The 13,692-nt window shown below is 43.3% G+C and carries 10 protein-coding genes and 2 tRNA genes; 11 read left to right on the forward strand and 1 reads right to left on the reverse strand.

Features of this window, described 5'->3' with window-relative positions:
- Nucleotides 1–4: 4 nt before the first annotated feature.
- The 11 genes from ACVBIK_RS20210 to gloA all read left to right on the forward strand — a co-directional run bounded on the left by ACVBIK_RS20210 (nt 5) and on the right by gloA (nt 10,069).
- Nucleotides 5–80: transfer RNA gene (locus ACVBIK_RS20210), tRNA-Asn, on the forward strand.
- A gap of 38 nt (nt 81–118) precedes the next feature.
- Nucleotides 119–194 (forward strand) — tRNA-Asn (locus ACVBIK_RS20215).
- A 186-nt stretch (nt 195–380) separates the two neighbouring features.
- Nucleotides 381–2,297, forward strand: coding sequence for an EAL domain-containing protein (locus ACVBIK_RS20220; RefSeq protein ID WP_447170375.1), 1,917 nt, complete (start codon nt 381–383; stop codon nt 2,295–2,297).
- A 108-nt stretch (nt 2,298–2,405) separates the two neighbouring features.
- Complete coding sequence (gene rsxA, locus ACVBIK_RS20225) at nt 2,406–2,984, forward strand: electron transport complex subunit RsxA (protein WP_012277028.1); 579 nt, start codon at nt 2,406–2,408, stop codon at nt 2,982–2,984.
- A gap of 2 nt (nt 2,985–2,986) precedes the next feature.
- The gene (gene rsxB / locus ACVBIK_RS20230) at nt 2,987–3,556 is read left to right on the forward strand and encodes an electron transport complex subunit RsxB (protein WP_447159818.1); all 570 of its coding nucleotides are present in this window, start codon (nt 2,987–2,989) and stop codon (nt 3,554–3,556) included.
- Nucleotides 3,550–6,099 (forward strand): electron transport complex subunit RsxC, encoded by a 2,550-nt coding sequence (gene rsxC, locus ACVBIK_RS20235; protein WP_447170376.1) that lies wholly within the window; start codon nt 3,550–3,552, stop codon nt 6,097–6,099. Before rsxB ends, rsxC begins: the two co-directional genes overlap by 7 nt.
- A gap of 3 nt (nt 6,100–6,102) precedes the next feature.
- Entirely contained in the window at nt 6,103–7,155 is a 1,053-nt protein-coding gene (gene rsxD / locus ACVBIK_RS20240; RefSeq protein ID WP_447170377.1) for an electron transport complex subunit RsxD, read from the forward strand.
- A gap of 18 nt (nt 7,156–7,173) precedes the next feature.
- Complete coding sequence (gene rsxG, locus ACVBIK_RS20245) at nt 7,174–7,812, forward strand: electron transport complex subunit RsxG (protein ID WP_447164390.1); 639 nt, start codon at nt 7,174–7,176, stop codon at nt 7,810–7,812.
- Nucleotides 7,805–8,500, forward strand: a complete 696-nt coding sequence (locus tag ACVBIK_RS20250; protein WP_447159822.1) for an electron transport complex subunit E — start codon at nt 7,805–7,807, stop codon at nt 8,498–8,500. The genes rsxG and ACVBIK_RS20250 overlap by 8 nt, the downstream gene beginning before the upstream one ends.
- Nucleotides 8,501–8,653: 153 nt before the next feature.
- Nucleotides 8,654–9,295: an endonuclease III gene (nth, locus tag ACVBIK_RS20255; RefSeq protein WP_447159823.1), complete on the forward strand. Its 642-nt coding sequence runs from the start codon at nt 8,654–8,656 to the stop codon at nt 9,293–9,295.
- A 363-nt stretch (nt 9,296–9,658) separates the two neighbouring features.
- A complete protein-coding gene (gloA, locus tag ACVBIK_RS20260; protein WP_447159824.1) occupies nt 9,659–10,069 on the forward strand; it encodes a lactoylglutathione lyase in 411 nt (136 codons plus the stop codon).
- Between the two features lie 65 nt (nt 10,070–10,134).
- On the opposite strand, the gene ACVBIK_RS20265 is transcribed toward gloA, so the two are convergent.
- Nucleotides 10,135–12,729 carry a TonB-dependent receptor gene (locus tag ACVBIK_RS20265; protein ID WP_447170378.1) on the reverse strand — a complete coding sequence of 865 codons (2,595 nt, stop codon included), beginning with the start codon at nt 12,727–12,729 and terminating at the stop codon, nt 10,135–10,137.
- Nucleotides 12,730–13,692 lie beyond the last annotated feature (963 nt).

Consider the following 13,692-nt stretch of genomic DNA (forward strand, 5'->3'; position numbering starts at 1 on the left):
CGATTCCCCTGTAGTTCAGTTGGTAGAACGGCGGACTGTTAATCCGTATGTCACTGGTTCGAGTCCAGTCTGGGGAGCCACTTTAATTTTCACTCTATGTTTGAAAGGTTTTTTCGATTCCCCTGTAGTTCAGTTGGTAGAACGGCGGACTGTTAATCCGTATGTCACTGGTTCGAGTCCAGTCTGGGGAGCCAACCTTTTCACTTCTTGCTTCACCTCTATTTTTTTCAGCACTCTTTCTTCACCACTCAGTTTTCAACACTTTAAAACTCCCAAATAAATCCACTGCAATAAATCTGCAAATCTGTTTATAATGCTTTCAACTAAACCTGTATAACTCAAACTATTACGAGTTATTGATCGCGTTGAATGGATTCTTTATGACAACCTCTAAACTTTTCCAGTTGTTTTTAGTTTTACTTTTTTTAGCGCTTAGCTTTTTTAGTTATCAACATGAAAAACAAAGCTTAATGGCCCAGACTCACATAACCCTCGAGCAATATGCCACTAGCATTAAGCAACACAAACAGTGGCAAGGAAACGGTCAAACACTCTACAACTTGCTAAAACAACAATTTAGCTTCCAATTTTTTCAATATATCGACAAATCAGATAGCAGTAATAATTTCACCAAGGGCCAACTCGTGCTTAAGGAGAAAACCGATCTAACTCAATTATTCGCTATTGATTCTGCTTACACTCATGCGCTTGATGCTGGGCGACTGCAGGTAAAACTGTCAAATGTGACTCCGATAGACAACACCGTGACCCAGTTTACGCATCATCTCATTATTATTTGGGGGACGTTTCTACTAATTAGTTTGACTCATTTACTGTTGAGCATAAGACAGAAAAAAACGATCGCCTATATTTGCAGCCATATTGACAATTTAGCTAAACTTTCTTTCAATGCCATCGAGCAATCCCGTATAAAAGGTGAATTTAAAAGCGTCGGATTAACGCTGGACAAAAGTAAACAGCAGTTAAAAGCCAGAATCGATGAATTTCATGAAGCTCATGAACAATTATGCAAAACGGCCTTTCAAGACCCCATTACCGGTTTTGGCACTCGGGCCCGTTTTACTGAAAAACTTGATGAAATCTGTAAACCCGAACGTAAAGAGCTCGGTATATTGGTCGTTATTAGAGCCACAGAGCTCGCCTCAATGAATCAGATGCATGGAAGAGAAGCTGGTGATGATTATCTTACTCGTATAGCAGACGAGATCAGGCGTGCGTTGAGTGATAATCCACAAGCACAGTTTTATCGGATCGCTACTGCCGATTTTGCTATCGTGATTGCCGATGTAGGCATTAAACAAGCCACCGAATTAGCAGAAATACTCAAGACGGCATTTAAAGAATATCAACAACAACTTGGAACACCATCTATTGGTCATATTGGTTTAGTGCCCTATCTTCAAGATAGCGACCCAGTGTCTTTAATGACCCTCGCTGACACGGCTGTTAGTATTGCACAAACCTTAGGCCCTAACTGTTATCATCTTCAAGAAAAATTAACCGGTGGCGAGCTTTTTGGTGAGAGTCGCTGGAAAGTGGCTATTAATGACCTATTACGACGCAAAGCAATTAAATTTTACATACAAGCTATACGCCCATGTAGAAACGATGTCGAATCTTACCGAGAGTTACTATCACGATTTTATAATAGCCAAGGTAAACTTTTACCTACGACAACCGTTATAGCAATGGCTGAGCGCCACGGTATGAGCGAAGAGATAGATAAACTCGTCGTCCTTAATACCATGCGCATACTGCTTACTCATCCTAACCTTAGTGGACTTATCGGCATCAACATCAGTGCAGCATCAGCCACCAATAAAGCCTTTGTTTCTTGGCTAAAAACCATCTTGAGTAGACAGAGGCAAATTGCAGCACGATTAGTGTTTGAAGTTAACGAATCAGGAATGCAAACAAACTTGAGTGCGACCTATCACTTTATCAATGAACTGCACAGTGTTGGCTCACGGATATCGATTGAGCGCTTTGGTTTAGGCTTTACCTCATTTAAATTCTTTAAAGAGGTCCGCCCTGACTTTATTAAATTAGATCATAGTTATACCCAAGGGATCAGCCAAGACCAGCATAATAAGTTCTTTGTAAAAATGATTATTGATATTGCTCGAAAGCTCAGCATTCGAGTAATAGCGACCGGTGTAGAGAAACAAGAAGACAAATTGATCATGGAGCAACTGCTCATCGATGGCTTACAGGGCTACTATATTGCCAAACCCACCCCATTTATGCAGGGCGAGGATATGAAAGAGCAAGCTTGATATTGGTTATTTATAAGGCAAACTTTTTAACCTTGCTTTCTATGTGTTGTTAATACCTAAGGAAAAGCCGATAATAGCTGTAATTCTGTCTAACAAAATTGATTCGAGATGAGTGAATATCTCCTTTTATTGATTGGCACTGTGCTAGTCAATAATTTCGTATTAGTAAAATTTCTTGGTTTATGCCCATTTATGGGTGTGTCTAGCAAACTTGAGTCAGCCATTGGCATGTCAATGGCGACCACTTTTGTACTAACCTTGGCCTCAATACTGAGTTACTTAGTCAATCAGTACCTTTTGCTGCCTTTTGACTTAGGCTATTTGCGCACTATGAGCTTTATTTTAGTGATCGCTGTGGTCGTACAGTTCACCGAGATGTTAGTGCAAAAAACCAGTGCTTCTTTGCATCGAGCGTTAGGCATTTACTTACCGCTTATCACTACAAACTGTGCAGTTCTCGGTGTTGCTCTGCTTAATATCAATGAAAAACATGGCTTTATTGAATCTGCTATTTTTGGATTCGGCGCAGCTGTGGGCTTTTCACTGGTATTGGTTCTTTTCTCAGCCATGAGAGAACGCCTTGCCGCTGCCGATGTCCCGACGCCGTTCAAGGGGGGCGCAATCGCAATGGTCACAGCAGGACTTATGTCCCTCGCCTTTATGGGATTCACAGGGTTGGTTAAATAAACATGTCAGGTATTGTCATCGCTATTGTTGTACTAACAATACTCGCGCTAGTCTTTGGTGTTCTACTGGGATTTGCCGCTGAAAAATTCAAAGTTGAAGGTAACCCGCTTACAGATCAAGTCGAAGCATTATTGCCTCAAACACAATGCGGCCAATGTGGTTACCCTGGCTGCCGCCCTTATGCTGAAGCCATCGCTAATGGGGATAAAATCAATAAGTGTCCGCCGGGTGGAACGGCCACCATGGAGAAACTTGCCGACTTAATGGGTGTCGATCCTGAGCCTCTCAACGCGACTAATGAAGTGCAAGTAAAAAAAGTTGCCTACATCCGTGAAGAGGAGTGTATTGGCTGTACTAAGTGTATTCAAGCTTGTCCTGTCGATGCCATTCTTGGCTCTGGCAAGTTAATGCATACCGTCATTACAGACTATTGCACAGGTTGCGATCTATGCGTTGCACCTTGCCCTGTTGATTGTATTGACATGCTACCAGTAGAACAAACGACCAAAACTTGGGATTGGCAGCTTAATGCGATCCCCGTAAAACAGTTGCAAGAGGATAAGCCGTGTTAACTTTATTAGAGCAAATTGATAAAGGTACGCTTTGGCGCTCACATGGTGGCGTTCATCCTCCAGAGTTGAAAATATTATCTAACACCAGCCCTATTGGACAACTGCCACTCGCCAGCCAACACATTTTGCCACTAACCCAAGTTGGTGACAGTGCACTCTTGGCCATCAAGGTTGGCGATCGAGTCTTAAAAGGTCAACCTCTGACCACAGGAACCAGCTTTGCGTACAGTCCTGTGCATGCACCGACTTCTGGTACTGTCACAGATATTAAGCCAATGCCAAGTAATCATGCATCCGGTATTAGTGTTCTGAGCTGTATTATCGAAGCTGATGGCCTAGACGCAGCAGTTGAGGTAACCTCAGCCGAACCCGATAAGCTAACAAATCAACAGATCCTGCACAAAATCCAACAGGCTGGTATCGCAGGTCTTGGCGGCGCCGCATTCCCCACTCATATCAAGCTGAGCCCGGCAAGTGAGATTGAGCTCGTTATTATCAATGGTATTGAATGCGAACCTTACATCACTTCCGATGACCGTTTAATGCGCGAGCATAGTGATGAGATCTTTTCTGGCATTACTATTATCGAAAAGCTTCTTAAACCTAAACGGATTATTATCGCTATTGAAGATAATAAACCTGAGGCTATCGAGGCGATGCAGCATGCGCTTAATCGCAGCACGATGGCAACAGATAGCACCAGAATCACTTCCGTTCCCACCAAGTATCCATCCGGTGGTGAAAAACAGTTAATTCAAATTCTAACTGGCCAAGAAGTACCATCAGGTGCTATTCCTGCCCAGCTCGGTATGTTGGTGCAGAATGTCGGTACTGCTTATGCTATTCATGATGCCGTCATTAATGGCCATGCGCTAACCAGCCGAGTGGTGACCGTAACCGGACTTAATAGCCAAACGCCAGGTAACTATTGGATACCAGTGGGTACGCCGATAAAGCACATTCTTGACTCACTGGGTTTTAATGGCGACTTAGATAGCGATAAAATTATTATTGGCGGTCCGATGATGGGGCACGCATTACCTAACGTACAGGCTCCTGTTTTAAAGGGAACCAACTGCATCCTTCTTCCAAGTAATGAAGAGATAGCAGATGACGCGGTAGAAAAACCTTGTATTCGCTGTGGAGAGTGCGCAGTTGCCTGCCCCGCTCTTTTATTACCGCAACAACTATTCTGGCACGCCAAAGCCGAAGAATATGACAAGGCAGCCAGTTTTAACCTGCATGATTGTATCGAATGCGGTTGCTGCAGCTTTGTATGCCCAAGCGATATTCCACTGGTCGAATATTACCGTGTTGCAAAGTCCGCATTACGTACTCAAACCGAAGAAAAGAAACAAGCTGATTTTGCTAAGCAACGTTTCGAAGCGAGATTACAACGCTTAGAAGAAGAAAAGTTAGCCCGTGAAGCCAAGGCAAAAGAAGCGGCCGAGCGACGCAAAGGTGGGATGACGAATACAGACAAGAATGCAGTAGCGGAAGCTATGGCACGAATAAAAGCCAAAAAAGCTGCAGAAACAATGCAAGCCAGTACCTCAACGCCAGTCGATGACAAAGCGTTGGCTGAAGACAAAACGTTAATCGATAAAAAAGCGCAGGTGGCTGCGGCTATAGCCCGTGCTAAAGCTAAAAAAGACAAACCAAGCTCTGACACATCGGTATCTGCAGAGTCACAAAATGAGTCACAAGATGGGTCCTCGCGTTTATTAAACGACAAGCAGGCCCAAGTTGCAGCCGCGATAGCGCGCGCTAAAGCGAAGAAAGCCGCACAATCAGATTCTAGCTCTCAGGCGAGTACTATTGCCACTGACGAAAGTGATGCGTCCTCTGTCGCTGTTACAGGTGGCAACGATGACAAAAAGGCAAAAATTGCCGCTGCCGTCGCTCGCGCTAAAGCGAGGAAAGCCGCACAAACAGATACTGGCTCTGGCTCTGACTTAGGTTCTAGCTTGAACTCTGGCTCAGCTCAGGGCTCTGAAGCGACTGCTGATGTTGCCGCTTCCCCTGTAGAAAGTGACGTTCCTGTTGTCGCAGATACTGGTGTCAAGGATGACAAAAAGGCAAAAATTGCCGCTGCCATCGCTCGCGCTAAAGCGAGAAAAGCCGCTCAATCAGATACTAGCTCTGACTCTGACTTAGGTTCTAGCTTGAACTCTGGCTCAGCTCAGGGCTCTGAAGCCACTGCTGATGTTGCTGCCACGGTCGAAAGTGATATGCCCTTTGTCGCAGATACTGGTGCCAAGGATGACAAAAAGGCAAAAATTGCCGCTGCCATCGCTCGCGCTAAAGCGAAGAAGACGGCTTTAAATGCGGCAGAACCGCTGGCAATGCTTGAGGCAGAAATCCAGCAAGTAACAAATACACCAGAGACTGTTATGGAGGGAGATGTTGATACTAAGCCCGCAACAGTTCAAGAAAAGCAACAAGATATGACGCCTGAACAACGTAAAAAAGAGCGTATTGCCGCCACTATTGCGAAGGCAAAAGCCAAAAAAGCTCAAGCACAATTGCAGGAAAAGGAATAAACCATGGCGTTTAAGTTAGCCTCATCACCTCATTTAAAGGTACAGCTACAAACCCAGACCGTAATGCGCCGAGTGATTTTATGTGCCCTACCGGGTATTGCGACCCAGTGTTATTTCTTTGGCTGGGGCGTGTTAATCCAAGTGATGTTGGCAGTCGTAGTTGCACTCGCTGCTGAAGCCGCTGTATTAAACTTGCGAAAAAGAGCCGTACTCCCGACGATTAGTGATAATAGCGCTGTATTAACCGCAGTGTTAATTGGTGTTGCAATTCCATCTATTGCACCTTGGTGGCTCGTCGTCATCGGCACTTTATTTGCTATTGTTCTTGTTAAACAGCTCTATGGTGGCCTTGGGCAAAATATTTTCAACCCCGCTATGGCTGCCTATGTCATGCTGCTAATCTCATTTCCTGTGCAGATGACAAGTTGGTCAATCCCAACCGCTATTGCGCAAAACCCTATGGATTTAGGGCTAACCCTGCAAGCTATTTTTGGCTCTATGTCTGCAGAGCAGTTAAATGTTTATAAGCTAGGTTTTGATGGTCTTGCGATGGCAACGCCGCTCGACACGGTAAAAACAGATTTAGCGCTTGGCTTAACCATGTCTGAAAGCCTTGGGAAATCGGTATTCTTTGACGGCTTTGGGGTCGGTTGGTTCTGGGTCAATATGGCCTATCTTGCTGGCGGTTTAGTGATGTTAAAACTAAAGGTGATCCGTTGGCATATCAGTGTGGCTATTTTAGGCTCACTCTTTGTCTGCAGCAGTTTTGGCTATCTGTTAAGTCCCGACACGCATGTAGGGCCATTGATGCAGCTGTTTTCTGGTGCCACCATGATTGCCGCATTTTTTATTGCGACCGATCCAGTCACTGCTGCGACAAGTGTACGTGGCAGACTCATTTTCGGTGCGCTTATTGGCGTGCTCGTTTATGTGATTCGAACCTTTGGCGGCTACCCCGATGCTTTTGCTTTTGCCGTACTACTCGCTAACCTTTGTGCACCATTTATTGACTACTACGTCAAACCTCGCACCTATGGCCACCGTACTGGCAACTGAGTATAAAGAGAGTTTACTTTGAAAAAATCTATGTTAAAAAACGGTTTATTACTCGGTCTATTTGCTCTTCTATGTACTGGGCTAGTGGCTGTTGTCAACCAATTTACCTTTGATAAAATTAAGCAGCAAGAGCAAATTGAACTCGCTCGAGTGTTACATCAAATCGTTCCTGATGAAATCCACGATAATGAACTCACGGCACATTGTATTTTGCTCAAGTCCGCTGAATTCTTAGGAACAAGTGATGCCCTACCCGCTTATATCGCGACTAAAAACGATCAAGGTGTGGCGATCGCTATCGAAGCCATTGCCCCAGATGGCTATAACGGAAATATTCGAATTATTATTGGCATTAGTCATACAGGTGAAGTGCTAGGGGTACGAACTCTCTCTCACCAGGAAACACCAGGGCTTGGTGACAAGATAGAGCTGAGGAAGTCTGAATGGGTAAAATCATTCGACGGATTGCAGCTATTATCAGACAAAGACAAGCGTTGGAATGTCAAAAAAGATGGCGGTGAGATAGATCAATTTACCGGTGCAACCATTACGCCGCGCGCTTATGTTAAAGCCGTCAAAAAAGCCGTGCAGTATTTTAATGCCCATAAAGCACAACTGTTATCAGCGCCAGCTAATTGTGAGGTTGGAAATGAGTGATTACAAAGAACTCGCCAGACAAGGCCTGTGGAAAAATAACCCAGGACTGGTTCAATTATTAGGGCTTTGCCCCCTACTTGCGGTAACCGCAACGTTGACCAATGCCTTAGGCCTGGGGTTAGCGACGATGTTAGTACTAATAGGCTCTAATATCCTCGTTTCTCTTGTACGTGATTTTGTCCCTAAAGAGATCCGTATTCCTGTTTTTGTGATGATAATTGCCGCTCTTGTTACCACAGTGCAGTTACTGATCAATGCCTATGCCTATGGGCTTTATCTATCGTTAGGTATTTTCTTACCGCTTATCGTTACTAATTGCGTCATTATTGGCCGCGCCGAGGCATTTGCCTCGCGTAATAACGTAGCGAAATCTGCATTTGATGGATTAATGATGGGGCTAGGTTTTACACTTGTTCTTTGCATATTAGGCGCAAGTCGCGAGATCTTAGGTCAAGGCACGCTATTTTATGGTGCAGATCAGTTGTTAGGTGAATGGGCTAAATCATTAACTATTCAAATTTGGCAGGTAGATACCAGCTTCTTATTAGCAATGTTACCACCAGGGGCATTTATTGGTATGGGATTATTGATTGCACTTAAAAATGTCATCGACCAACACTTGGCATCTAAGCAACCTCAAACAGAGCCAGAAGCCCCAACTCGTGCTCGGATCACCAAAGTCAGTTAGCCCTAAATATTACAAATATTGATATTACCTGTATCGATATTACGAGTATTGATAAAACGAGATTTGGTATAAATGTAGTGTCTGCACTTGATAGTAACGGCGCTTACAAACGAGATAATAACAACAATTATTACGGATAATGGATAATGGATAATGAACGCTGAAAAACGTCGCTTAATTCTGGAACGGTTACGAGCCAATAACCCCCACCCAGAAACTGAACTCAACTTCTCAAGCCCATTTGAACTGCTAGTTGCAGTTACATTATCCGCTCAGGCCACCGATGTCAGTGTCAACAAAGCCACTGACAAACTGTTTCCCGTTGCCAATACCGCCAAAGCCATTGCTGATTTAGGTGTTGAAGGGCTTAAACCGTACATAAAAACTATCGGCTTGTATAACAACAAAGCGATTAACGTGGTTAAGGCCTGTGAAATACTGGTCGAAAAATACAATGGCGAAGTGCCTGAAGACAGAGAAGCACTAGAATCGCTTCCTGGCGTTGGCAGAAAAACGGCTAATGTTGTACTTAATACTGCTTTTGGCTGGCCTACCATCGCTGTAGACACCCATATTGATAGGGTTTCGAATCGCACTAAGTTTGCTATGGGTAAGAACGTAGTTGAGGTTGAGAAAAAGCTGTTAAAAGTGGTCCCAGCTGAATTTAAAGTCGATGTGCACCACTGGCTTATTCTGCATGGACGTTATACATGTATTGCGCGTAAACCACGCTGTGGAAGTTGTATAATTGAAGATCTGTGTGAATTCAAAGATAAAGTCTACCCAGAAGAGTAAGAATACGTTCTATAACACTGATTAATAATAAAAGTTTAAAACAAAAAAGCCGCTATGTGCGGCTTTTTTAATTCAATATCTTAGAACATGCAGATGAAGAAAATAGATAAAGTCACTGCAATAATCGCGCTTAGAGCAAGCGACATTTTTAGTTCGGTTTGCATCTAAATCTCCTTAATTGTCTATTTGCATAATATAAGAAAAATGAGACTTTCTCAGTCTAATTTAAACGTTTTGTGATCTAGATACTGACTAAAAAAATTGATCTCGCTCAATATTTCTAAAAAGTATTTAATCAACTTTTTAGAACTCAATAATAACCGATATACTTGGAACATAAAAACCTTAACCCTAGGACATAAAATGGCACAATTACTACACACCATGCTTCGCGTAGGAAATCTAGATCGCAGTATTGAATTTTACACCAACATTTTAGGCATGAAATTACTCAGACAAAGCGAAAACAGCGAATATAAGTACACCTTGGCTTTTGTCGGCTATGACGACGAGTCTACAGGTAGCGCGGTTATAGAGTTAACTTATAACTGGGGCACTGAAACTTACGATCACGGTAATGCATTTGGCCATATTGCGATTGGTGAAGAGGATATCTACGCTCGCTGTGAAGCTATTCGCGCAGCTGGCGGAAAAGTCATTAGGCCTGCTGGCCCTGTTGCTGGCGGCAGTACTGAAATTGCGTTTGTAGAAGATCCTGATGGTTATAAAATTGAATTTATTCAGATGAGTTCAGCGCAGAAAGGTTTAGGTTAAGCGGTATTTATGACAACAAAAAAGCGCCTTTCGGCGCTTTTTTTAGATCAAATAGCGAGTGCTATTTAGAAGTTCATGGTTACACCAGCAAAGAATGTACGACCGATAACGTCGTATACTTCAGGTACTGTACCGCCGTCACTGCCGTTAGAGACTTTTGATGGCTCTTCATCAGTAAAGTTCTTAACACCTGCCGTTAACATCCAAGCATCGTTGATGAAGTATGATGCTGATAGGTTGTGATAAAGAACTGAATCAACTTTTTCACCGTTTCCTAAGTCATCCATTTCACCGATATAACGGTTAAAGTACATTACACTCCAATCGTCTTGGCTCGCTTTAATACTGAAATTGTTACGAATTTCAGAATAAGCACCGAAGTTACCGTCGATTGTACCAGTATAATCAATACCGTCTTGCTCAAAGTTCAGCAAGTAAGTGGTATCGTTGCTAACTACCCAGTCAAGGTTCAACGCTTCAAAATTATACGCTAAGTTAAAGTCAAGACCGCTCGTGTCCTGGAATCCAACGTTCGTTAGTGAGTTAGTCAGCTTAGTCAAGTCACCATTTGCACCGATACCAAAATCAATACAAACTTGAGCATCTTGATTTCCTTGCTGTTGTTCAGCATAACACGCATTCAAACCAGCTTGCGTATCAAGGCGGGTAATCGCATTTTTGACTTTAAAGCGCCAGTAATCAAGAGTTAACGACAATCCTTCAACATAGCTTGGCGAGTACACTAAGCCAGCAGTGTAAGACTCTGACTCTTCAGGCTGTAGATCATCATCAGATGTACGGTTAACTAAAATCTGTGGGTCTTGCTCTTGCTCCCAAGGATCATCTAGATAATCGAATGAACCTGAGTTACCACCATATAGCTCACTCACGCTTGGCGCACGGAAACCTGTTGCAGCTACAGTACGAAGCATTAAGTCATCGGTTGCTTCATAAGTAAGACCAATCTTCCAAGTAGATGCGTTACCAAATGTTGAGTAATCATCAAAGCGTAGTGCGAACTCACCGGTTAGCTTATCAGTAAAAGGTACGCTCACTTCTTGGAATACAGAGATAACGTTGTAGCTACCATCAGTTGGATCTTGCTGCGCGGCAGTACTTTCACCAGCAACAACAATTGGGTCTGGATTGAAATAGCCACTCTCGTAGCGGTATTCAGCACCGATGGCAAATGCAACTGCACCCGCGTCTAGGTCAAATAGCTCGCCATTAAGACCTGCAGAGAACACATGCTGCTCGTTACCACCATCAGATTCTTGATCATATGAAACACTGTTTAGCAGTTCTTGGTCGGTCATAGGCTGACCCGTCATCCAAGGGTCTTGATCAGCATAAATAGCAGCAGTCATCAAATTTGCGTTAATTGAGTTTTCTACCGCTGATTTGGCTTTATTGTTACCGTAGGTATAAGACGCATCCCAGTTCATGCCAGTGTTGATATCTAACGAGCCTTCAAGGCCAGCTGAAACACGCCATGTGTCAGTATCTTGAGTATAGACACGCGGGCCTACGTCGTTCATACGCTTTCTGTAGTTAACTTGACCTTTATCATTAGCAACAATTCCACCAGCAACCATCTCATCGGTTAGATTCATGCAACCAGGATCTTCCGCTCCATCTTCAATTTCGTAGCCTGAACCACATACATTTAGATCTAGATTTGCTGGTTGAGGCGCTAACTGTTGGTTTGACTTTCGCTTGGTGTATAAAATATCACCGGTCATTACGATGTCATCAGTTAGCTCTTGGGTCATGTTAGCGAATAAGCTGTAACGCTTACTTGGCGTTTGATAGTAGCTATCTTGGGTATAATCATAACCCTGCGGTTGAGAAACCCATTCTCCAGTTGTCGGGTCATAATTTTTAACTTCTTTTATCGGCTTTCCATCTGCATCAACTCCATCACCAACAATACCGCCTTGTGGTGTAAACGAGCTGTTACCTGGATCTGTCCAGTCACGGTCTGACTGGATGACACCTTTACGCTCAGAATATGCGGCACCAAATGTGTAGTTACCAGTATCGGTATTGAAACCGTAAAGTGCGCTTATCTCACCGTTTTCACCGTCACTCTTATCGGTCATGCCGCCTTGGACATCAACTTGAAAACCTTCAAAATCTTTCTTGGTGATGATGTTAACAACACCAGCAATCGCGTCTGAACCGTAAACTGCAGATGCGCCATCTTTTAAAATTTCTACGCGGGCAATCATTGCGACAGGGATAGCGTTGAGATCAACAGCACTATCGGCACCTGAACCAGAATTCACCATACGACGGCCGTTCAACAATACTAGTGTACGTTGCGAGCCCATACCACGTAGATCAACCTGTGCTACGCCGCCTGCTCCATTGTTTGTGCTTGAACCAACTGCAGCACCCGCCATAGATGTTTGCGCTTGAAGTAACTCATCAACAGTTGTAAAACCTTCAGCACGAATTTCAGCAGCATTAATCACAGTCACAGGAGATGCTGTTTCCATGTCTTGACGTTGAATACGGGAGCCGGTAACTGCAATGCGTTCTACATCGGCACCAGCTTCTTCAGCAAAGGCTGTATTTGATACGGTAAATGCGCTGGTAGAAACCGAAGCGATTAAACCAAACTTAATCGCAGAGGCCAATTTAGATGGTCTGTTCATTATGTAGTACTCCCTAAACCTAATTATTTTTATATATACGTCATTTGTTATTCCTGACGTTGATATGGATACTGCAATTTCACGTTTATGCCGTCAATCCAGCAATTCATTAACCATTCACAATATTCTGTTAAAAAAAATAGCAATAAAGGTAACATTAATTTTTCACACACCTATTTTACAATGTGATATTCGTCACTAAGTAGTACAATCCGCTAGAATGCAAGAGATATACAGGGGGACACTCTGAAATGCGCATAACCATTCGGCAACACAGCGGATACCGCTAAGTGTGACGCACGTCACACTTTTAAGGTGATATCTTTAGTAAGTACAGGTGGGTTAATGCGATTTTTTAGAAGTTGCTCATGTTTTTCCTAGTCAATCTAGGTTAGTACTCAGCTCTTGTTCAGCATCAAATTGCACACAATTGAGATAATGTGAATATATGTAACAATTCTAAATACCTGATATTCACAAGGCAACGCAATCAAATCACACTTTGAAACCTCAGTCTCATTGATCCCTGCTCAGTACAAATTCAGTACAAATAGAGTTCGCATCTTGGTACGCCGTTTGCGGATGAAGCTTAGTCTTATGATGTTGGATGTTGGATGTTGGATATTTGGTGTTAGTCACTGGATACAGGAATTCACCTAGCAGGTGATAAATGATGAGGATGGTAAGAGAAAGTGAGGCAGTTGATAGAAAGAAACTAGGCGAAACAGGCCGATAATAGTGTGTACCACTTAAGCCTTCTGGATTGAAACAGACTAACGTGCAAGACAAAACTATTTACTGGTACTGATTTACCGGTACAACATTACAGGTATAGGAGTTTTTGAGGAGCAACAATCTTTGCTCCTCTTACGCTATGCTCTATGCACTATGCTCTATGCTCTATGCTCTATGCTCTATGCTCTATGCTCTATGCTCTATGCTCTATGCTCTATGCTCTATGCT

Source organism: Shewanella sp. 125m-1 (assembly GCF_052977065.1).

Bases quoted from the DNA above. Each gene is read 5' to 3' on its own strand.
- ACVBIK_RS20220 (WP_447170375.1), top strand. From the start codon at position 381: ATGACAACCTCTAAACTTTTCCAGTTGTTTTTAGTTTTACTTTTTTTA.
- rsxA (WP_012277028.1), top strand. From the start codon at position 2,406: ATGAGTGAATATCTCCTTTTATTGATTGGCACTGTGCTAGTCAATAAT.
- rsxB (WP_447159818.1), top strand. From the start codon at position 2,987: ATGTCAGGTATTGTCATCGCTATTGTTGTACTAACAATACTCGCGCTA.
- rsxD (WP_447170377.1), top strand. From the start codon at position 6,103: ATGGCGTTTAAGTTAGCCTCATCACCTCATTTAAAGGTACAGCTACAA.
- ACVBIK_RS20250 (WP_447159822.1), top strand. From the start codon at position 7,805: ATGAGTGATTACAAAGAACTCGCCAGACAAGGCCTGTGGAAAAATAAC.
- nth (WP_447159823.1), top strand. From the start codon at position 8,654: ATGAACGCTGAAAAACGTCGCTTAATTCTGGAACGGTTACGAGCCAAT.
- gloA (WP_447159824.1), top strand. From the start codon at position 9,659: ATGGCACAATTACTACACACCATGCTTCGCGTAGGAAATCTAGATCGC.
- ACVBIK_RS20265 (WP_447170378.1), bottom strand. From the start codon at position 12,729: ATGAACAGACCATCTAAATTGGCCTCTGCGATTAAGTTTGGTTTAATC.